The 19,047-nt window shown below is 71.7% G+C and carries 21 protein-coding genes; 8 read left to right on the top strand and 13 right to left on the bottom strand.

Features of this window, described 5'->3' with window-relative positions:
- Positions 1-7: 7 nt before the first annotated feature.
- The 5 genes from phnK to phnG are packed head-to-tail and all read right to left on the bottom strand — an operon-like array spanning position 8 to position 3,939.
- Positions 8-787: a phosphonate C-P lyase system protein PhnK gene (gene phnK / locus OXR63_RS09370; protein WP_194661344.1), complete on the bottom strand. Its 780-nt coding sequence runs from the start codon at positions 785-787 to the stop codon at positions 8-10.
- Complete coding sequence (locus OXR63_RS09375) at positions 784-1,704, bottom strand: alpha-D-ribose 1-methylphosphonate 5-phosphate C-P-lyase PhnJ (protein WP_267422231.1); 921 nt, start codon at positions 1,702-1,704, stop codon at positions 784-786. The genes phnK and OXR63_RS09375 overlap by 4 nt, the downstream gene beginning before the upstream one ends.
- Complete coding sequence (locus tag OXR63_RS09380; protein WP_267422233.1) at positions 1,701-2,840, bottom strand: carbon-phosphorus lyase complex subunit PhnI; 1,140 nt, start codon at positions 2,838-2,840, stop codon at positions 1,701-1,703. The genes OXR63_RS09375 and OXR63_RS09380 overlap by 4 nt, the downstream gene beginning before the upstream one ends.
- Positions 2,840-3,460: a phosphonate C-P lyase system protein PhnH gene (gene phnH, locus OXR63_RS09385; RefSeq protein ID WP_267422235.1), complete on the bottom strand. Its 621-nt coding sequence runs from the start codon at positions 3,458-3,460 to the stop codon at positions 2,840-2,842. Before phnH ends, OXR63_RS09380 begins: the two co-directional genes overlap by 1 nt.
- Positions 3,457-3,939, bottom strand: a complete 483-nt coding sequence (gene phnG / locus OXR63_RS09390; protein ID WP_267422237.1) for a phosphonate C-P lyase system protein PhnG — start codon at positions 3,937-3,939, stop codon at positions 3,457-3,459. Before phnG ends, phnH begins: the two co-directional genes overlap by 4 nt.
- 153 nt (positions 3,940-4,092) lie before the next feature.
- Here phnG and phnF point away from each other — a divergent pair, with 153 nt between their 5' ends.
- Positions 4,093-4,848, top strand: a complete 756-nt coding sequence (gene phnF, locus OXR63_RS09395) for a phosphonate metabolism transcriptional regulator PhnF (RefSeq protein WP_267422239.1) — start codon at positions 4,093-4,095, stop codon at positions 4,846-4,848.
- A gap of 23 nt (positions 4,849-4,871) precedes the next feature.
- On the opposite strand, the gene OXR63_RS09400 is transcribed toward phnF, so the two are convergent.
- The 7 genes from OXR63_RS09400 to OXR63_RS09430 form a co-directional block, all read right to left on the bottom strand.
- Positions 4,872-5,516: a DapH/DapD/GlmU-related protein gene (locus OXR63_RS09400; protein WP_267422241.1), complete on the bottom strand. Its 645-nt coding sequence runs from the start codon at positions 5,514-5,516 to the stop codon at positions 4,872-4,874.
- Entirely contained in the window at positions 5,513-7,237 is a 1,725-nt protein-coding gene (locus OXR63_RS09405; RefSeq protein ID WP_267422243.1) for a PhnE/PtxC family ABC transporter permease, read from the bottom strand. Before OXR63_RS09405 ends, OXR63_RS09400 begins: the two co-directional genes overlap by 4 nt.
- Positions 7,234-8,079 carry a phosphonate ABC transporter ATP-binding protein gene (gene phnC, locus OXR63_RS09410; protein ID WP_267422245.1) on the bottom strand — a complete coding sequence of 282 codons (846 nt, stop codon included), beginning with the start codon at positions 8,077-8,079 and terminating at the stop codon, positions 7,234-7,236. Before phnC ends, OXR63_RS09405 begins: the two co-directional genes overlap by 4 nt.
- A 30-nt stretch (positions 8,080-8,109) precedes the next feature.
- Positions 8,110-9,090: a phosphate/phosphite/phosphonate ABC transporter substrate-binding protein gene (gene phnD, locus OXR63_RS09415; RefSeq protein ID WP_267422247.1), complete on the bottom strand. Its 981-nt coding sequence runs from the start codon at positions 9,088-9,090 to the stop codon at positions 8,110-8,112.
- Positions 9,091-9,235: 145 nt separating this feature from the next.
- Positions 9,236-9,664 carry a DoxX family protein gene (locus OXR63_RS09420; RefSeq protein ID WP_267422249.1) on the bottom strand — a complete coding sequence of 143 codons (429 nt, stop codon included), beginning with the start codon at positions 9,662-9,664 and terminating at the stop codon, positions 9,236-9,238.
- Positions 9,665-9,804: 140 nt separating this feature from the next.
- Positions 9,805-10,257, bottom strand: coding sequence for a nuclear transport factor 2 family protein (locus tag OXR63_RS09425; protein ID WP_267422251.1), 453 nt, complete (start codon positions 10,255-10,257; stop codon positions 9,805-9,807).
- 51 nt (positions 10,258-10,308) lie between these two features.
- Positions 10,309-10,623, bottom strand: coding sequence for a hypothetical protein (locus OXR63_RS09430; RefSeq protein WP_267422253.1), 315 nt, complete (start codon positions 10,621-10,623; stop codon positions 10,309-10,311).
- 93 nt (positions 10,624-10,716) lie between these two features.
- Here OXR63_RS09430 and OXR63_RS09435 point away from each other — a divergent pair, with 93 nt between their 5' ends.
- Positions 10,717-11,298, top strand: coding sequence for a TetR/AcrR family transcriptional regulator (locus OXR63_RS09435; RefSeq protein WP_267422255.1), 582 nt, complete (start codon positions 10,717-10,719; stop codon positions 11,296-11,298).
- A gap of 74 nt (positions 11,299-11,372) precedes the next feature.
- Here the strand turns inward: OXR63_RS09435 and OXR63_RS09440 are convergent, their stop codons facing one another.
- Positions 11,373-12,383 carry an SPFH domain-containing protein gene (locus OXR63_RS09440; protein ID WP_267422258.1) on the bottom strand — a complete coding sequence of 337 codons (1,011 nt, stop codon included), beginning with the start codon at positions 12,381-12,383 and terminating at the stop codon, positions 11,373-11,375.
- Positions 12,384-12,616: 233 nt separating this feature from the next.
- On the opposite strand from OXR63_RS09440, the gene OXR63_RS09445 reads away from it, so the two are divergent.
- From OXR63_RS09445 to OXR63_RS09470, 6 genes are all read left to right on the top strand, one after another.
- The gene (locus OXR63_RS09445; RefSeq protein ID WP_267422261.1) at positions 12,617-13,357 is read left to right on the top strand and encodes a DUF1684 domain-containing protein; all 741 of its coding nucleotides are present in this window, start codon (positions 12,617-12,619) and stop codon (positions 13,355-13,357) included.
- An 88-nt stretch (positions 13,358-13,445) separates the two neighbouring features.
- Positions 13,446-14,948 (top strand): ABC transporter substrate-binding protein, encoded by a 1,503-nt coding sequence (locus tag OXR63_RS09450; protein ID WP_267422263.1) that lies wholly within the window; start codon positions 13,446-13,448, stop codon positions 14,946-14,948.
- Between the two features lie 61 nt (positions 14,949-15,009).
- The gene (locus OXR63_RS09455; RefSeq protein ID WP_194661327.1) at positions 15,010-15,972 is read left to right on the top strand and encodes an ABC transporter permease; all 963 of its coding nucleotides are present in this window, start codon (positions 15,010-15,012) and stop codon (positions 15,970-15,972) included.
- Complete coding sequence (locus tag OXR63_RS09460) at positions 15,969-16,901, top strand: ABC transporter permease (RefSeq protein ID WP_267422266.1); 933 nt, start codon at positions 15,969-15,971, stop codon at positions 16,899-16,901. The genes OXR63_RS09455 and OXR63_RS09460 overlap by 4 nt, the downstream gene beginning before the upstream one ends.
- Positions 16,898-17,707, top strand: a complete 810-nt coding sequence (locus OXR63_RS09465; RefSeq protein ID WP_267422268.1) for an ATP-binding cassette domain-containing protein — start codon at positions 16,898-16,900, stop codon at positions 17,705-17,707. The genes OXR63_RS09460 and OXR63_RS09465 overlap by 4 nt, the downstream gene beginning before the upstream one ends.
- Positions 17,704-18,462, top strand: a complete 759-nt coding sequence (locus tag OXR63_RS09470) for an ABC transporter ATP-binding protein (RefSeq protein WP_267422270.1) — start codon at positions 17,704-17,706, stop codon at positions 18,460-18,462. The genes OXR63_RS09465 and OXR63_RS09470 overlap by 4 nt, the downstream gene beginning before the upstream one ends.
- Positions 18,463-19,047 lie beyond the last annotated feature (585 nt).

A 19,047-nucleotide genomic window follows, 5' to 3' on the forward strand; every position in this document is an offset into this window, starting at 1 on the left:
GGTCGGTTCACCCCTGGAGGATCGAGGAGACGAGGAGCTGCGTGTACGCGGCCTGCGGGTCGTCGAGCACCCGGTCGGTCAGACCGGACTCGATGACCCGACCGCCCTGCATCACGAGCGTGCGGTGGGAGATGAGCCGGGCGACCGCGAGGTCGTGCGTGACGATCACGACGGCCAGCCCGAGCTCGGCGACGAGGGAGCGGATCAGGTCGAGCAGACGGGCCTGCACCGACACGTCGAGCCCGCTGGTCGGCTCGTCCATGAAGACCAGCCGGGGCGACACCACGAGGTTCCTGGCGATCTGCAGGCGCTGGCGCATGCCGCCGGAGAACGTGGCCGGGGTGTCGTCGATGCGGTCCACCGGGATCTCGACGCGCTCGAGCCACTCGGCGGCCGCGGCCCGGATCTGTCCGTAGTGCCGCCAGCCCGTCGCCATGAGCGGTTCCCCGACGTTGCCGCCGGCGCTGACGTGCATCCGCAGGCCGTCGGCGGCGTCCTGGTGCACGAAGCCCCACTCGGAGCGCCAGAGCCGGCGGAGCGCGGTCTCGCTGAGGTCGCCGAGCTCGACGGTCTCGCCGTCGGCCGTGCCGTAGCGGATGGAGCCCTCGGTCAGGGACAGACGCCGGGACAGGGTGCCGAGCAGCGTGGACTTGCCGGAGCCCGACTCACCGACGACGGCGAGCACCTCGCCCGGCCACAGCTCGAAGTCGACGTCGCGGCAGCCGTACCGGTCGCCGTAGCGGTGGCCGGCGCCCCGGACCTGGAGCAGGGGACGTGGTTCGCTCATGCGGTGACCTCCTCGGTCGTCGTGTCCGCGGCCGGGCCGGTGGCGTCGGCGGCGGCGCCGCTGCGAGTCGCGGCCCCGCCGCCCGCGGCGACCGTCCGCTCGCAGTGGTCGGTGTCCGAGCAGGCGAACAGCACGCCGCCCGCGTCGTCGGTGATGATCTCGTCGAGGTACACGCCCGTCGACCCGCAGATCGCACACGGGTGCTCGAACCGCTGGGGCTCGAACGGGTGGTCCTCGAACCCCAGGCTCACGACGTCGGTGAAGGGCGGGACCGCGTAGATGCGCTTCTCGCGGCCGGCGCCGTACAGGTGCAGCGCCGGACTCCGGTGCAGCTTCGGGTTGTCGAAGCTCGGCGTCGGGGACGGGTCCATCAGGTACCGCCCGTTGACCATCACCGGGTACGCGTACGTCGTGGCGATGTGCCCGTACCGCGCGATGTCCTCGTAGAGCTTCACGTAGACCAGGCCGTACTCCTCGAGCGCGTGCATCCGCCGCGTCTCGGTCTCCCGCGGCTCCAGGAAGCGCAGCGGCTCGGGGATCGGCACCTGGTAGACCATGACCTGCCCGTCGTGCAGCGGCGTCTCCGGGATCCGGTGCCGGGTCTGGATCACCGTGGCCTCGTCCGTGCGGGTCGTGGTCGCGGCGCCGCTCACCCGGGCGAAGAACTGCCGGATGGACACGGCGTTGGTGGTGTCGTCGGCGCCCTGGTCGATCACCTTGAGGACGTCGTCGTCGCCGAGGACCGCCGCCGTCACCTGCACGCCACCCGTTCCCCAGCCGCGGGGCATCGGGACCTCGCGGGAGGCGAACGGCACCTGGAACCCGGGGATCGCGACGGCCTTCAGCAGTGCGCGGCGGATCATCCGCTTGGTCTGCTCGTCGAGGTAGCCGACGTTGTAGACCAGCTCGCCGCTCATGCGGGCACCGCCTCGGTGTCGGCAGCGGTCGACGCGGGGGCCGTCGCAGCGGCGCTCGCCGCAGCAGCCGCGCGTCCCCCGTGCTCCTCGCGCAGCCGCCGGACCAGGCCGAGTTCCGCCTGGAAGTCGACGTAGTGCGGCAGTTTGAGGTGCTCGACGAAGCCCGTCGCCTGCACGTTGTCGCTGTGGCTCACCACGAACTCCTCGTCCTGCGCCGGTGCGACGCGTCGTTCGCCGAACTCGTCGGCGCGCAGTGCCCGGTCGAGCAGCGACATCGACATCGCCTTGCGCTCGCTCCGCCCGAAGGCCAGGCCGTAGCCGCGGGTGAACTGGGCGGGCTTGTCGGCATTGCCGGTGAACTGGTTGATCATCTGGCACTCGGTGACCTCGAGCCGGCCGAGCGGCGCCGGGAAGCCGAGGTCGGGGGCGTCGAACTCGACCTCGACCTCACCGACCCGGACCTCGCCGGCGAAGGGGTGGGTGCGCCCGAACCCGCGTTGCGTGGAGTACCCGAGGGACAGCAGGAAGCCCTCGTCGCCCCGCGCCAGCGCCTGCAGCCGTTCGGCCCGGCTCATCGGGAACATCGTCGGGTCGCGCGTCAGGTCGGCCGGCTCCGGGTCGGTCGAGTCCGGCGACCGCTCCGGCTCGATGAGCGACGCGTCGCCGAGCAGGTCGTTCACGCGCGGCATCGGCCCGGACGGCTCCGCCGCGGTCTCCGTGGCGACGGCACCGTCCGTCGCGGCGTCGGCGAACAGCCGGTGCGTGTAGTCGAACGTCACGCCGAGCTGCTGCCCGCCGGGCAGGTCCTTGAAGGTCGCCGAGATCCGTCGCTGCGGGGGGAGCGACGCAGTGTCGAGCGGCAGCGTGTAGCCGAGGCGGGGGAGGGTGGTGCGGTAGGACCGCACGAGGGTGACGGCTTCGAGCACGTCGCCCTGCGCCTGCAGGACGGCTCGCGCAGCGAGCTCGGGGTCGTACAGCGAGCCCTCGTTCATGACGCGGGCCACGAGCACGGAGAGCTGGCCGGCGACCGCCTCGATGCTGATCCTGGGCGTCTCGGGGTCGCCCCGGCCCTCCTTGGCGAGCAGGGCGTGCGCGTTGGCGATCGCCTTCTCGCCGCCCTTGACTGCGACGTACATCAGGCCTCCTGTGCGGTGTCGGACGCGGCGAGCCGCGTGGTCCTGGGGAGTGCGGCGACGTGGTCGCGCTCGACGAGCAGCAGGTCCACGCCCCGCGGGAAGCGCGCGCCGTTCTGCCGCCACTCCTCGAGGAACGCGGCGTCGGCCCACGGGGCGTCGACGTCGACGCTGCCGTCGATGCCGGGGCCGCTCGCGGTGAGCCGCAGCGGGCCGTCGAGGTCGCGGACGTCGAGCACGAGGGTCGCGGAACGGTGCGGGTCCATGTCGGTGCCCTGGGCCAGGTCGGCCAGGGCCGGACGGGAGGCTCGGGTCACCACGACGAAGTCGGCGTCGGCCGGGTGGGCGGCCCGCGTCACGCCCGTGTGGAACGCCAGCCAGGCCGCGAGGTCCGGGTCGTCACCGGCGGTGCCGGCGATCCAGACCGAGCACTCCTCGTCGAACAGCGTCAGGGCGACGGCGGCGAGCCCGGGGCCGAACGCCTCCGGTGCCTCCGGCGGCACGGCCAGCGGGTACCGCCGACCGGGGTGGGCGAGCGCGTCGAGGACGGCGCGGAACACGCGCTGCGCGCCGCGGGTGGGGTCGTCGAACCCGGGAGCGGGGATCGGGGTCGTGGTGCTCATGCGTGCTCCCGCGAGATCGTGAAGAAGTCGACCAGCGTGCTGCGGGCCTCGACGCGCCGCGCCTCGTCGCGCTCGGCCTGGGCGTCCTCGAGCGGGCCGACCACCTCGGTGAGCAGGCGCTCGCGCAGCCCGGCATCGGCGAGCAGCCCGTCGAACACGGCGGCGAGCCGTGCGTGCTCGAGGTCGGTGCCGAGCAGGTACGACGTCCCGACGACGTCGGCGTCGAGCGGGGCGCCGTGCAGCCGGACCGTCGCTCGGCTCACCGTCGCCTCGCCCATGTTGAAGCGGTCCCCGCCGGCGTCGACCCGGGCGCGGACCATGACGAGCCCGGTCTCCGGACCGCGGATCGCCTGCACGTCTGGCTTCGGTTCGAGCCGTCGCCACGCGGCGTCGAGTGCGGCGGTCGGGGCGAGCGCGAGCGTGCGCATCCACCGCTGCCGCTCGACGACGGCCGCCGGTGCTGCTGGGTTCGTGGACATCACGTCCTCCGATCAAGTTGTCTGTGTTTCTGGATAACTTGACCGTAGCGCTGCCGGTCGAGCAGCACGACCGCGCGGGGCGACGAGCAGCACGACAGCGGGTGAACATCCGGGGAACTGGCCCGTTCACCGCCGACGGTAGAGTGCGGTCGCATGACGGTGCAGGGGCGATCGGCGAGCGGGTACTCGGCCTGGCGACTCATCGCCGACGAGCTCCGCCGCGAGATCTTCGACGGGTCGCTGCCGCCCGCGGCCAAGCTGCCGACCGAGGGGGCGCTCGCCGAACGCTTCGGCGTGCACCGGAACACCGTCCGCCAGGCGGTCGCGGCGCTCGCGTCCGAGGACCTCGTCCGCTCCCGTCGCGGCAGCGGCACCTTCGTCGTCGAGCACTCCGTGATCGTGCACCGGATCGGCCTCCGCACCCGCCTCAGCGACAGCCTCGGCCGACGCGGGTCCGCCGTGTCCGGCCGGTTGCTGGAGTCCCGGACGGTGCCCGTGCCGCCGGCCGAGGTCGACGAGCAGCTCCGGCTCGACGGCCGCCCCGCGCTGCTGATGGAGTCGGCGCGGTCCGTCGACGGCGTCACCATCTCCCGCGGCACGCACTGGTTCGACGCCGAGCGGGTGGCCGGGATCGACGCGCACTTCGCCCGCACCGGGTCGATGACCGCCGCGCTCCGGGCCGTGGGCATCGAGGACTACCTCCGTGCGCACACGACGGTCGGAGCCCGCATCGCGAGCGGCGCCGAGTCGTCGGACATGGCGCTGCCGATGGGGACGGTCGTGCTCGTCGTCCACGCCGTCGACGCCCTGCCCGACGGCACGCCGCTGCAGGCCGGGACCACCCGCTTCCGGGCGGACCGGGTCGAGCTCGACGTCGAGCCCCCCGACGCCGGTGCCGGCACGCCGTAGCGTCCCGGCACCGGGGTCGATGCCTACGCGCCGTACCTGGTGAGGAAGTCCTCCACCGACAGGGTGCGGAAGTCGTCGAGCCGGGCCCGGAGCGTCGCGTGGTCCCAGTCCCACCAGGCCAGGCGCTGCAGCCGTTCAGCGGTCTCCGGGGGCTGCCGGACGCGGATGACCCGTGCCGGCACGCCGGCGACGACGGTGTACGCAGGGACGTCCTTCGTCACGACCGCGCCGGAGGCCACCACGGCGCCGTCGCCCACGGTCACCTCGGGTTTGACGAGGGCACCGTGCCCGATCCAGGTGTCGTGCCCGATCCGTGTCCGACGGGCACGGCGTTGCTCGAACCACGCCTCGTCGTCCTGCGCGTCGTCCCAGTAGTGGCTGCTGCGGTACATGAAGTGGTGCAGGGTCGCCCGGTCGAGCGGGTGGTCGGTCGCGCCGATCCGCACGGAGCTGGCGATGTTCGCGAAGCGGCCGACGGAGGTGTTCGCGATGTCGCAGAGCCGGTCGCAGTAGCTGTAGTCGCCCACGTCGCTGTCGGTGAGGCGGCAGTCGTCGCCGATCTCGACCCAGCGCCCGAGGGTGCTGCCGGTCATCACCGTGCCCGGACCGACGGCGGGCTCCTCGGTCAGCCGGAGTCCTCCGGCCGTCGGCAGGCCGTGCCCGCTCACCGGTACACCCGCCGCATCCACGCCGCCAGGCCCTCGACCGCGAGCACGGCGACGAGCACCATGGCCACGAGGGTCGTCACCTGACCGTGCAGGGTGAGGACGGTGGACGCGTTCGTCAGGTAGAAGCCGACCCCGCCGCCGCCGACGATCCCGAGCAGCGTCGCCGCGCGGATGTTCGTGTCGACGAGGTACAGCGAGTTGCCCACCAACGACGGCAGCCCCTGGGGGAGCGTGGCCGCGAGGTACCGCTGCCCACGCGTCGCCCCGGCGGCCGTGAGGGCCTGCTCCGGTCCGGACGGCACCTCCTCGAAGGAGTCGGCGACGAGCTTGCCGAGCAGCCCGATCCCACCGAACGCGAGCGCGACGACGCCGGCCTGGTTGCCGAGCCCCGTCACCATGATCAGGAAGATCGCCAGCACGAGTTCGGGGACACCGCGGAACACGACGAGCACGACCCGGAACACGCTCCGGACGGCACCGTTCGGCGCGACGTTGCGTGCCGCGAGCGACCCGATGACCAGCGACAGGACGAGCGAGAGGAGCGCGGCCGCGAAGGCGACCTGCACCGTCACGAGCAGCGCCTGCGCGAACTCGCCGAACGTGTGGCTGCCGAGGTTCGGCGGCCAGAAGCTCTGCAGCGTGGGCACCACCTGGTTCCACGCGATGTCGTCGAAGTCGACGCCGGCCATCCACCAGCTCGAGACCACGAGCGCGACGGCCGCGAGCGACCACACGGTGTTCCGCACCCGACGGGGTGTCCACGGTCGGCGGGACATCGAGTCCACGGTGACACCGCCGGCGACGCGTCCGGTCGGAGCTGGCCGGTTCCTGGTCGCGCGGCGGACGATCCGGTCACCGAGGCCGCGGCCGGACGGCTCGACGCCGAGCAGGGTGCGGCGGATCGTCGACGAGACGACCTCGAGCACGACGCAGAGCGCGAAGATGACGATCGCGATGCCGAGTCCGCGTCCGTACCCGGTCGGGAACTGCCCGAACGCGATCTTCATCGCGTACCCGAGCCCGCCGACCCCGGCGTACCCGAGGATGGCGGAGCCGCGGAGGTTGATGTCGAACCGGTGCAGGACGATCGCGATCCACGCGGGGAGCACCTGCGGGACGACGCCGGACCAGAACTCCTGGGCGCGGGAGCCACCGGCGGCCCTGATCGCGAGCCGGGGCCCGTCGTCGATCTGCTCGACGGCGTCGGCGAAGAGCTTGGAGATCATCCCGATCGAGTGGATGCCGAGCGCCAGGATGCCCGGCAGCGGGCTGCCCAGCGCGAAGGTGAGCGAGAAGGCCAGCGCGATCACGACGTCCGGCACCGCGCGGGTCAGCGCACCGATCGCCCGTCCGACCCAGCGCGACCAGCCGACGGGCGTCGTGTTGGCCGCGGCGAGCCAGGCGACCGGCACCGAGATCAGCGCGGCGACGACGGTGCCGAGGATGACGATGCCGATCGTGAGGCCGATGAGGTAGACCAGGTCGCCCGGCGCGGGGAAGCTGATCGGGTCCATCTGGGAGAACACCCGCGCTGCGTTGGCGATGCTCGTCGGGACGGCGCTCCAGCCGAAGTCGAGCTCGGACAGCGACCACGCCCCGAAGGCGACCATGGCGAGCACCACGACCCCGGCGACGATCCGCTGGACCGCGACCGGTCGGCGGGGCGCGCGGGCGTCGACGTCGCCGGCCCGGCTGACGCGCGGTGCCCCGAGGGCCGTCATCGGTCGCCCGCTGCGCGTGCCGGGTCGAGCAGGCCGACGCCGGCGAGCTCCGTCTCGATGACCCGCATCTCGGCCGAGGACGTGCTCACGCGGCCGTAGATCTCCATGACCTGGGCCTTGCTGATGCCGGCCGTCGGCAGGTCCAGGACGACCTCGCCGTGCCGGAGCCCGACGATGCGGTCGCCCCAGCCGAGCGCGATGTCGACCTGGTGCAGGCTGCAGACGACCGTCAGGCCGTCGTCGGCGGCGATCTCCCGGATGAGCCGCATCACCTGCGCACTCGACTCCGGGTCGAGCGACGCGACGGGCTCGTCGGCGAGCAGCACCTCCGGGTCCTGCATGAGTGCCCGGGCGATCGCGACGCGCTGCTGCTGGCCGCCGGAGAGCTCGTCGGCACGCTGGTAGGCCTTCTCGAGCAGCCCCACGCGGTCCAGGTGGGTCAGCGCCGCGGTCCGGACGGCCCGCGGGTACGACCAGATGCCGAGCCGCGGACCCGACAGCCGGGACAGCGCCCCGGTCAGGACGTTCTCGAGCACCGTCAGCGCCGGCACCAGTTCGAACTGCTGGAAGACCATCGCGACCCGGCCGCGCATCGTGCGGAGGGCGCGCGGTCGGAGCGTGGTGAGCTCCTCGCCGAGCACCCGGACGGAACCGGAGGTCGGGAGCTCGAGCCCGTTGACGTGCCGCAGCAGCGTCGACTTGCCGGAGCCGGACAGCCCGAGCAGCACGACGACCTCCCCCTGCTCGACGGTCAGGTCGATGCCGTCGAGGGCCCTCGTGGTGCCGAAGTCCTTCGTGACCCCGGTGACCGAGATCACGGGGGAGGTCGTCGTGTGCTGCATGGTGTCAGTCCCTCGTCCAGGTCCTGCGCGTCACTTGGCGCAGTCGGCGCTCGGGATGGTGGAGCAGAGGTCGCGGATCGACTTGTAGTACGACGCGTCCTCGGCCTGGGCGCCGAAGTACCCCTCGGTGAAGCCGTCCGTCATCGTGATCCCGGCCTTCTTGATGGCCTCCGGCGATGCGCCCGCCAGGACGCCGGCGAGCTTCGTCTGCACGTCCTTCGGCAGCTTCGTCGAGATCGAGAGCGGGCCGCCGGGCACGTACTGCTTGCCGAGGACCGTGATGTCGCCCTTCTTGGCGGCGGGCTCCGCGATCGAGTCCTCGGCGAACCCGACATCGCACTGCCCCGATGCCACGGCCTGCTCGGACTTGTCGTGGGCACCGGCGAAGTACGCGGTGAATGCGGTGAACTTCGGGTTGCCGCTGGCGTCCGTGCCCGAGGTCGAGACGTCCACCCCGGCCTTGTTCAGCTGGTACAGCCCGAACAGGAAGCCCGAGGTCGAGTTCGGGTCGACGAAGCAGACCGTCTTGCCCTTCGCCTGCTTCAGCGAGGTGACCGACGAGCCGGCCTTGGTGATGGCCTCGGAGTAGTACCCGGGGTCCTTCACGTCGGGGGAGCTGAGCGTCGCGGCCACCGGCGCGAGCGACGCGCCCTTGTTCGTGGCCTGCACGTACTGCAGCCCGCCGGAGGACATCACGTCGACCTTGCCGGCGACCGCTGCTGCGATGAGGGCCGTGTAGTCGGCGGTGGGGTAGTACTCGACCTGGTAGCCGGTCTTCTTGGCGATGTACTCCTCGAGCGGCTTGTTGTTCGCGTCGGAGCCGGCCTGGTCGGGGACCGCGCCGAACACGAGCGTGCCCTTCGCCTTGGCCCAGGTGCCGGACGAGGCGGCGGCGGCCGTGCCGTCGCCGGTGGCGGCGGTGCTGCTCGCGGAGCACCCGGTCAGGGCGACCACCGCGAGGGTCAGGACAGAGCCGACGATGCCGATGCGCGTGCTTCGGGACAGATGCATGGGGGAGGGCCTTCCGGTCGTGCACGCGCCGCGGTGGGTCCGCATGCGTGTCACGGTGACGGTAAGGACGGGAGGTGGAGCGCAACCACCGGCTCAGTGACGAATCCGTGAACCAGTCCAGAAATCTGGACAACTCCCCCTGCGGTCAGCGCTTCCGGCGTCCGGTCCGGAGGGCGTTCGTGGCCCAGAGCACGACGGCGATCAGGACGGGCTGGAACAGGAGCCGGACGAACCGCTTGGTGTCGGTGTCCAGGCCGAAGCCGTCGCGGTGGTGCATCCACTGCGCGATGTTCCCCGGGAAGACCGCGGCGAAGAACGCGGCCGCGACCCAGCCGACCGTGGCCTGTCGGCGGACCAGGAGCACGAGCGCGGCGCCGAGGGAGATCTCCGCGATGCCCGACGCCAGGACGGTGACGTCGGGGTCGAGGGGCACGAACTCGGGCACCTGCGCCCGGAACTCCTGCCGCGCGACCGTCAGGTGGCTGATCCCGGCCCAGGTGATGGCCGCGCCGAGCAGGATGCGCACCACGGTTCGGGGCTTCGTCGAGCGGGTGGGGCGGAGTCGGGACGACATCAGGGGCAGCGCCTTTCACGGGGAGGACCAGAACAAGGTTGTGCACAACCTAACACGGGCCGCCGTGGGCGCCGGGGCCGGTCAGTGCCGGACTGGAGGCTCGTGGCGGCGCCGCCACGAGCCTCCAGTCCGCCACCGGCTCAGCTGAGCACGGGGGCTGCGGCAGCCTCCTCGACGCCGGAGGCGGCGAGGGCTGCCATGAGTTCGGTGACGGCCTGGGAGTCCTCGTTGGCGTCGATCGCGGTGACCTTGCCCCAGCGGAGCGACACGACGTGGACGCCGTGCTGGTGGTACGGGGAGCCGTCCGGGAAGGTCGCGGTACCGGTCCAGCGGATGATGACGGTGGTGTCCCAGGGCCAGCCCTTGACCCACATGTCGGTGATCGTCAGGCGCAGGGAGGGGACGAGCCGGCCGAGGCGGTCGAGCCACGTCGCCAGGGCGTCCCGGGTGTGGCGCTGACCCCCGAGGGCGTGGTCGCCGCCGAACCGGTGGCTGATGTCCGGGGTGCAGGAGGCGAGGAGTTCGGCGTGGCCCTTGGTGTTGATGAGCTCGAAGTTCTTCGCGGCGAGGCGCTTCACGAGTGCGTGGTACATGGTGGCGAGTCCTGTCGGGGTCGTGGGGGTCGGGTGGCTGGTGGGCGGAGGTCAGGCGACCAGGCCGGCGGCGCGGAGCAGGGTCGGCAGGACCGGGACGCCGAACACGGCACCGAACTCCCCGACTGATCCGATGGAGAGCACGGAGCCGACGGACCCGATGGAGAACAGCGAGCCGAACGAGAACGCAGACCCGAAGGAGAACGCCGAGGCAAACGACGCGGCGCTGAAGGCGGACCCGAACGACGCGGCGCTGGCGGCGGAGCCGGCGCTGGCCGCTGAGGCGATCGACTCACGGGATGCGGCCGAGGCGATCGAGCGGATGCTGCCGCGGGAGGCGATGGAGGTGGTGGCGGTGTTCGACATGTGCTGCTTCCTTCAGTGTGGTTGACGCTGTCAAGTGACACCAGCATGCACCCCTCGCTTGACACTGTCAACCACAATCGTCAAGATCGTTCCATGACCGACGACAGCACTCCAGGGGACGCACGCGACCGGCTCGTCGCCGCCGCACGGGCCGAGCTGACCGAGCGGGGGCTCGCGGGCGTCAGCCTGCGGGGCATCGCGCGGCGGGCGGAGGTCTCCCACGCCGCGCCGAAGTACTTCTTCGGTGACCGCGCCGGGCTGCTGACGGCGATCGCGACCGCGGGGTTCACCGAGCTGACCGGCCGACTGCGCGCGGTCGGCGCGGGCGACGCACCCGGCCTCGGGGACCTCGGACGCGCCTACGTGCACTTCGGGCTCGAGCACCCGGCGCTGTTCGAGCTGATGTTCCGCCCGGACGAGCTCCACCCCGACGACCCGGCCCTGCAGGCGGCGCAGGCCGAGAGCATCGGGGTCCTGGCGTCGGCGACCACGACCATCGCCGTCGAGGGGCAGCCCGACGGCGTGCCGCCGGTCATGGCGCTGGTCAGCTGGGCGTTCGCGCACGGCCTGGTCGCCCTCGTGCGCGACGGCGCGCTGCAGTCACTCGGTGGCGGCGCCGATGCCACGGCGCTCGCCGACCAGCTCGTCGGGGTCTTCGATCGGGTCGTCCGGTGAGCGGCGGACAGGAGGCTCGTGGCGGCGCCGCCACGAGCCTCCTGTCCGTCAGCGGGCCGGGACGGGCCCGACCGTCACTTGGTCGACGATCCCCGGTCGGTCCCCGGCAGGCTGAGGATGTTGTCGCTGCCCTGCGGCACCACGATGAGCGAGCCGTTGTCGCCCGCGCTCTTCAGGGCCTCGATCTCGCGTTGCTTCAGCGCGGCGTCGGAGAGCGGCTGTGCGTTGAGCACCTTGTTCGCGTCGGCCTGACCCTGCGCCTCGGCGACCTGCTGCTGTGCCTGCACCTTCTTGGCGTCGAGCAGCGCGCGCTCCTTCGTCACCTGGATCTGGGCCTGCTGCGCCGCGGCGTACGAGTCGGTGACGGCCTTCGGCGGCGTGATCTCCTGCAGCGAGAAGTTGTCGACGTGCACGCCGGAGCCCTTCCAGCGCTTCTCGAGCGCCTGGATCATCGACTTCTCGACCGAGCCGCGCTTGGTGATGAGCTCGATGGTGGTGAAGTCGTTCGGCACCTGGCGGACGACGCTGCGCACGGAGTTGCCGATGAACTGCGTCTTGAAGTTCTCCTCGGTCTTGTAGGACCGGTAGATGTCGGTGACCGACTTGGCGTCGATGCTGTACTGCAGGTTCAGGCTGACGTTCGAGGAGACACCGTCCTGGTCCTGCACGGTGACGAAGGGGCCGGAGCGGATGTTGCCGTTGTTGTCCGACTCGGAGCCGTTCACGGAGTTGATGTACGTGACGGTCTGGTTGCGGATGTTGAACGTGTGCAGCGTCGCCCACGGGGCCTTGAAGTGGAACCCGGAGTCCGTGGTCTGCCCGACGATGTTGCCGGAGATGTCGACCTGCACCTTCGACTCGCCCGTGTCCTGCGCGTAGACGGTGCTCGCGATGGTGAACCCGACGAACAGCACACCGGCGCTGACGGCGGTCCACGTGGCGACCGTGTTCGGGCGACGGGTGGTGAGCGCGGGGCGGGCCTCGCGGCCGGGGGTGGCCGGGCGCTCCGGGGTCGTGTAGGTCCGCCCCCGGAAGGACAGCGCGACGAGCGCGGCGACGAGGAAGACGATGGCGGCGACGAACATGAAGAACACTCCTGGATTCGGGTCCCTGCAGTCTGCCGCAGCCGAGCGGCCCGCCGTGACCCCAGTGCGGCCGACGGCGAGAAGCGCCACCGGCGAGACTCGGCCAGGCGGACACTCTGCGCCGGCCGGCGCCCGCAACCTGTCCGCCCGAGCGAGACTCGGCGCCCGACACGTGTTGCTCCGTGTGACGCGACGGGGGAATACCGAACGCCACTCTGCGATTGTCGATCCCGATGAGCATCACCGACGCGCACACGACGAACGACGCCCCCGACTCCTGGCACGCCTGGCGTGAGGCCCGCCGCCAGCGGGTGACCGGCCCGCAGGGTGACCTCGCACTCGTGTCCACGGTGTGGCTGCCGGACGGCGCCGAGCCCGACCTCGAGGCGGTGCTCGACGGCCAGCCGGCGAGCGTCGTCGCGACCGTGGTGCACCGGAAGGACCTCGACACCGGGGCACCCGAGCACGGCTACCGCCTGTGGGACGCCGAGTCCCCGGCGAACCGGTCGTTCGTCGAGGTCCCGGTCTTCCCGTACGACCCGGCCTGGCGCATCACGGCGCACTTCACGCCCGCCGAGCCCGGTCGCACCATCCCCTACGAGCACCTCCGCGACGCCGCCGGTGCCACGCGGGACCTGGTCGTCCCCGGCGACATCACGGCGACGATCGACGGCCGCTCGTACACACTGAGTGCCTTCGACGACGACGGCACCCTGCTCCTGGTCTTCGGCGACCCGACGAACCGCAGCACCGACGACGCCGACCGGACCTACGGCACCGGCCGCTTCCTGTTCGTGGAGCGTCCGGCCGGGTCGTCGACGGGCGAGGAGTCCGACGTCGTCCTCGACTTCAACCAGGCCTTCGTGCCGCCGTGCGGGTTCAGCGACCAGTACAACTGCCCGTTGCCGCCGTTCCAGAACCGCCTGCACGTGCCGGTCCACGCCGGCGAACGGTACGTCGCGCACCAGGCCTGACCGACCGGGAGCGACCCCGGCACCGGCCGTCGCCCCACCGAGCACCATCCCCACACCCCGAACCCGACCCCGAACGACCAGGAGTCCCGTGAAGTCCCGCACCGCAGCCGCGCTCGTCGCATCCGGCATCGCCCTGAGCCTCGCCCTCGCCGGCTGCTCGTCCTCGAACGGCGGCTCGTCCTCCGGCGCCGACGCCACCGTTGCGATCGGCTCCCTCTACGAGCCGACCAACCTCTCCAACGTCGACGGCGGTGGCCAGGGCGTCAACGAGGCCTTCCAGGACAACGTCTACGAGGGCCTGTTCCGCCTCGGCGACGACGGCAAGGTCACCCCGCTGCTCGCCACGGCGTACAAGACGTCCTCCGACGGCCTGACCTACACGTTCACGCTCCGCAAGGGCGTGAAGTTCCACGACGGTGGCACGCTGACCAGCGCCGACGTCAAGAGCTCGATCGAGCGCGTGACCGCCGAGGACTCGCAGTCGTCGCGGAAGTCGAGCCTGTCCGTGGTGAAGTCGATCGCCACCCCGGACGACGACACCGTCGAGGTCACGCTCGCGAAGCGTTCGATCTCGTTCGTCTACAACCTGTCGTACGTGTGGATCGTGCCGGCGGACGCGACGAAGCTCAAGACCGAGGAGAACGGCACCGGGCCGTACACGCTGGGCACGTTCAAGCGCGGTTCGTCGCTCACCCTCGTGCCCTTCACGGACTACTGGGGGAAGAAGCCCGCGAACGGCGGCGTCGAGTTCGACTACTTCACCAGCGCCTCCACGCTCTCGAACGCCCTGGCCAGCGGCCGCGTCGACGTCGTCACGAGCATCCAGTCCCCGGACGCGCTCTCCCGGTTCACGGCAGACAAGTCCAAGTACACGGTGAGCGAGGGTGACTCGACCACGAAGGAGCTCCTGGCGTTCAACGACGCGAAGGGGCCGTTCACGGACGTCAAGCTCCGCCAGGCGATCTCGGCCGCCGTCGACCGCAAGGCCCTGCTCAAGGCGATCTGGGGTGACTACGGCACGGTGAACGGGTCGATGGTCCCGCCGACCGACCCCTGGTACCAGGACCTGACGAGCGTCAACGCGTACGACCCGGCCAAGGCGAAGGACCTCCTCGCGCAGGCCGGTCACGCCGACGGCTTCACGTTCACGCTCGACACCCCCTCGTACGACCCGCACCCCGCGGTCGCGCAGTACCTGCAGAGCGCGCTGAAGAAGGTCGGCGTGACCGTCGACATCAACACGATCAGCGCCGACGAGTGGTACACGAAGGTGTACCAGCAGCACGACTTCGAGGCGACGCTGCAGGAGCACGTCAACGACCGTGACGTCGTCTTCTACGGTGACCCGGACTTCTACTTCGGGTACGACAACGCCGACGTGCAGCAGGACATCGCCGACGCCGAGCAGGCCACGTCCGAGGATCAGCAGACCGAGCTGCTCAAGCAGGCGAACGAGCAGATCGCCAAGGACGCGGCGAGCGACTGGCTGTACCTGTACCCGCAGATCGTCGTGTCGGACAAGGACGTCACGGGATACTGGAAGAACGGGCTGAACTCGCAGTTCCCCGTCTCCGGCATCACCGTCTCCTAGTCGCGGACGGCCAACGCGCCGACCCGCACCGACACCCACCAGGCAGGATCCGCACCACCCCATGACCGCGTACGTCCTCCGCCGCCTCGGCATCCTCGTGCTGTCGCTCGCGGCGTCCCTGGTCGTGGTGTTCGCGCTCCTGCGGATCCTGCCCGGTGACCCGGCGAACGCCCTCCTCGCGGCGAACGCCACACCCGACCAGGTCGCAGCGGCACGGCGGGCGGTCGGCTCCGACCAGCCGCTTGCGCAGCAGTTCGTGCACTGGTTCGGGCAGATGCTGCACCTCGACCTCGGGACGTCCTTCACGAGCGGCCTGCCGGTGCTGCCGGACCTCGCGCAGCGCCTGGTCGTCACCGTGCCGCTGACGCTCATCGCGTTCGTCGTCGCCGTGGTGGTGGCCAGCGTCGTCGGGTTCGTCGCCGCTGCCCGCGCCGACCGCTGGTACGGGGTGCTGCTCTCCGGCATCACGCAGCTCGGCATCGCGGTGCCCGTCTTCTGGATCGGCATCCTGCTCGTGCAGGTCGTGTCGCTGCAGTGGGGGCTCCTGCCGTCGAGCGGCTTCCCCCGCGACGACTGGACGTACCCCGGCGACGCGCTCCAGTCGCTGGCGCTGCCGATCATCACCGTGGCCGTCGTGATGACCGCGTCGATCGCCCGCTACGTCCGGAGCGCGGTGCTCGACGTCCTCGGCGCCGACCACATCCGCACCGCCAGGGCGCTCGGGGCCTCCACCGCATCGGCGTTCCTGCGCCACGGCGTCCGGTCCGCGGTCGTCCCCGTCATCGCGGTCCTCGGCATCGAGCTCGCGTCGACGTTCCTCGGCGCGGTCGTCGTCGAGAGCGTCTTCGCCCTGCCCGGTCTCGGCAGCATGCTCATCACCGGGATCGAGCAGCACGACTACCCGAGCATCCAGGGCGTGCTCCTGGTGTCCACCGTCGCCGTGCTCGTGATCGGCTTCATCGCCGACGTCGTGCAGCGCATCGTCGACCCGCGCCTGCGCTCGAGCGTCTCGGGGAACCGATGAACGCCCGCCGCTCGGTGTCCCTGACCGTGGGCATCGTGCTCGTCGGCCTGGTCGTCGTCGCCGCGGTCGTCTCGCTCATCTGGCTGCCGTACTCGCTGTACGACACGTCCGGCGGACGGCTCACCCCGCCCGGCGGCGCGCACTGGCTCGGCACCGACACCCTCGGCCGCGACCTCGCCACCCAGCTGCTCATCGGCGCGCGGATCGCCCTCGCCACCGGGCTCGGCGCGGTCCTGGTCGGCGGCGTCCTCGGCACCGCCGTCGGCCTGGCCGCCGCGTTCGCGCGACCCTGGCTCGACGACACCCTGTCCGCCGTCCTCGACATCGTGATCGCGTTCCCGACGCTGCTCGTCGCGATGCTCCTCGTCGCCGCCCGGGGCGCCTCCCTCGGCACCGCGATCATCGCCATCGGCCTCGTGATGACCGCCGTCGTCGCCCGACTGGTCCGGATCCTGGCCCGACGGGTCCTCCGACAGGAGTACGTCACCGCGTCCAGGACCTCCGGAACCTCGTGGGCGCGCGTGGTCACCGAACACGTGCTGCCGAACATCTGGCCGACCCTGGCCGTCAACCTCGCGCTGCAGTTCGGGCTCGCGGTCCTCGCCGAGGCGAGCCTGTCCTACCTCGGCCTCGGCGCCCCGCCGCCCAACGCGTCGTGGGGCCGCATGCTCCAGGACGCCCAGCAGACCGCCTTCGAGGCGCCGGCCGGCGTCCTCGCCCCCGGCCTCGCGCTCGTCGCGCTGGTCATCGGCGCGAACCTCCTGGCGGACGGCCTGCGCGACGTCGCGGACCCGACCCGCCGCGGACGGCGAGCGACGCGCGGAGCCGCACCGAGCCTCCCGGCCGGGACGACGGTGGGTGGTGACGGAGTCGGGACCGTCGCGCCGGTCGCGGCCACCCCCGACGACACGGACAGGAGGCTCGGATGAGCCCCGCCATCGAGGTCACCGACCTGCGCATCACCACCGCCGACGGTGTGGCACTCGTCGACGGCGTCTCCTTCGCCGTCGAGGACGGCGGCCGCCTCGGCATCGTCGGGGAGTCCGGCAGCGGCAAGTCGCTCACCGCGCTCGCCGTGCTCGGGCTGCTGCCGTCCGCGTTGACGGTCACCGGGTCCATCCGGGTCGGCGAGGTCGAGGTGGTCGGAGCCTCCGAGCGTGCGCTGCGTGGCGTGCGCGGGGCTGTGGTCGCGCCCGTGTTCCAGGAGCCGATGACCGCGCTCGACCCGATCATGCGCGCGGGCGACCAGATCGCCGAGCCGCTGCGGCGACACCGGGGGCTGCGTGGTGAGGCCCTGCGCTCCGCCGTGCGCGAGGCCGTCGTCGACGTCGCCCTGCCGGACCCCGACCGGGTGTCCCGTGCGTTCCCGTGGGAGCTCTCCGGCGGACAGCGGCAGCGCGTGGCGATCGCGATGGCGCTGGCCTGTCGACCACGGGTCCTCATCGCCGACGAGCCCACCACGGCGCTCGACGTCACGGTGCAGGCGGAGGTGCTCGACCTGCTCGACCGCGCCGTCGCCGACCGCGGCATGGGCATGCTCTTCATCAGCCACGACCTGTCCGTCGTCGCACGCACGGTCGACCGGGTGCTCGTGCTCGAGCACGGGCGTGCCGTCGAGCAGGGACCCGTGCGGGACGTCATCGCCGCGCCGAGCCACCCGTACACGCAGCGGCTCGTCGGCAGCGCCCGGACCCTGCAGGACGCGCTCGACCGCGGCCGAGGAGGTCCCCGGTGACCGCCCTGCTCGCCCTCGACGACGTCGCGTTCCGGTACCCGGGGCGCCACGCCGGGCTCGCCCTCGACGCCGTGTCGTTCGCCGTCCAGCCCGGGCAGCACCTCGGCATCGTCGGGGAGTCCGGCGCCGGCAAGACCACGGTCCTCCGGATGCTCCTCGGGCTCGCATCGCCCGACTCCGGCACGGTGTCCTTCGACGGCTCGGCGCTCGACCTGCGGGACCGCGCCGGCATGCACCGCTTCCGCACGGCCGTGCAGCCGGTGTTCCAGGACCCGTACTCCTCCCTCGACCCACGGCAGCGCGTCGACCGCATCGTGGGGGAGCCGCTCCGGTCCCTCGGCGTGGCCTCCGGCTCCGAGGCCACCGACCGCGTCGCCGCAGCCCTGCGTGACGTCGGGCTCGACGCCGATGCCGGCCGTCGCTACCCGCACGAGTTCTCCGGCGGACAGCGCCAGCGCATCGCCATCGCCCGCGCCGTGGTGTCCGGGCCGCGCGTGCTCGTGGCCGACGAACCCGTCAGCGCGCTCGACCTGACGACGAGGGTCGCGGTGCTCGAGCTGTTCGAGCGGCTCGCCGAGGAGCACGGCATGACGATCGTGCTCGTCTCCCACGACCTGGCCGTGGTCGCGCGGCTGTGTGCGGCGACCGTGGTGCTCCGTGGCGGGCGCGTCGTGGAGCAGGGTGACACGGCCCGGGTGCTGGCCGCTCCGGAGTCGGACTACACGCGGGCGCTGCTCGACGCGGTGCCGCGCTGACGCGCGTTCCGCGCTGACGCGGGCGGGTGGTTCCGCGCGTCGTGAGTTGTTGGGCGCGTGGAAGGTCGTTCCGCGCATGGAAGGTCGTTTCGCGCGTAGGAGGTCGTTTCGCGCGTAGGAGGTCGTTCGTTCCGACCCCCGACGCGCGTTTCCGCTTCCCATCGCGCCCGTGATGGGTTGATTCGAGCGTGGTGGGTCCTTCGGTCTCCGCGCTGACCTGTGGGTGCGGTGGTTCGTTGTCGGCGGGGTGACGGATCTGGTTCGGGAACGTCGGGCCGAGACGACCGGATCCGTCATCGCCGCGGAGGGAAACCAGCATCCGGTGCGCCTGTACCGCCCGAACTCCTGCGCAACGCAGAGAACGCCGCCCCCGACCGGGGACGGCGTTCTCGTGTGTGGTTCTGTGCTGCTGTGGTGCGGGGGTGTTACTTGATCTGGGCGGTGATGGTGGCGGTCCCGACGAGCAGGCCTGCCTTGACGGCGTCGGTCTTGAAGGTGCTGTTGAGCAGCTTCGCGGCGTCGGCGGAGATGTGGACGGTGGTGCCGGTCAGGATCGCGTTGTCACCCTCGAGCTGCAGCGCCTTC

Source organism: Curtobacterium sp. GC_Cur_3 (assembly GCF_026544205.1).
In the GTDB taxonomy this organism is placed as follows: domain Bacteria; phylum Actinomycetota; class Actinomycetes; order Actinomycetales; family Microbacteriaceae; genus Curtobacterium.

Coding starts and splice junctions, on each gene's coding strand:
- phnK (WP_194661344.1), bottom strand. CDS start 787: ATGAGCGAACCACGTCCCCTGCTCCAGGTCCGGGGCGCCGGCCACCGC.
- phnD (WP_267422247.1), bottom strand. CDS start 9,090: ATGCATCTGTCCCGAAGCACGCGCATCGGCATCGTCGGCTCTGTCCTG.
- phnH (WP_267422235.1), bottom strand. CDS start 3,460: ATGAGCACCACGACCCCGATCCCCGCTCCCGGGTTCGACGACCCCACC.
- OXR63_RS09440 (WP_267422258.1), bottom strand. CDS start 12,383: ATGTTCGTCGCCGCCATCGTCTTCCTCGTCGCCGCGCTCGTCGCGCTG.
- OXR63_RS09430 (WP_267422253.1), bottom strand. CDS start 10,623: ATGTCGAACACCGCCACCACCTCCATCGCCTCCCGCGGCAGCATCCGC.
- OXR63_RS09375 (WP_267422231.1), bottom strand. CDS start 1,704: ATGAGCGGCGAGCTGGTCTACAACGTCGGCTACCTCGACGAGCAGACC.
- OXR63_RS09435 (WP_267422255.1), top strand. CDS start 10,717: ATGACCGACGACAGCACTCCAGGGGACGCACGCGACCGGCTCGTCGCC.
- OXR63_RS09380 (WP_267422233.1), bottom strand. CDS start 2,840: ATGTACGTCGCAGTCAAGGGCGGCGAGAAGGCGATCGCCAACGCGCAC.
- OXR63_RS09420 (WP_267422249.1), bottom strand. CDS start 9,664: ATGTCGTCCCGACTCCGCCCCACCCGCTCGACGAAGCCCCGAACCGTG.
- OXR63_RS09405 (WP_267422243.1), bottom strand. CDS start 7,237: ATGACGGCCCTCGGGGCACCGCGCGTCAGCCGGGCCGGCGACGTCGAC.
- phnG (WP_267422237.1), bottom strand. CDS start 3,939: ATGTCCACGAACCCAGCAGCACCGGCGGCCGTCGTCGAGCGGCAGCGG.
- OXR63_RS09465 (WP_267422268.1), top strand. CDS start 16,898: ATGAGCCCCGCCATCGAGGTCACCGACCTGCGCATCACCACCGCCGAC.
- OXR63_RS09460 (WP_267422266.1), top strand. CDS start 15,969: ATGAACGCCCGCCGCTCGGTGTCCCTGACCGTGGGCATCGTGCTCGTC.
- OXR63_RS09445 (WP_267422261.1), top strand. CDS start 12,617: ATGAGCATCACCGACGCGCACACGACGAACGACGCCCCCGACTCCTGG.
- OXR63_RS09455 (WP_194661327.1), top strand. CDS start 15,010: ATGACCGCGTACGTCCTCCGCCGCCTCGGCATCCTCGTGCTGTCGCTC.
- phnF (WP_267422239.1), top strand. CDS start 4,093: ATGACGGTGCAGGGGCGATCGGCGAGCGGGTACTCGGCCTGGCGACTC.
- OXR63_RS09425 (WP_267422251.1), bottom strand. CDS start 10,257: ATGTACCACGCACTCGTGAAGCGCCTCGCCGCGAAGAACTTCGAGCTC.
- phnC (WP_267422245.1), bottom strand. CDS start 8,079: ATGCAGCACACGACGACCTCCCCCGTGATCTCGGTCACCGGGGTCACG.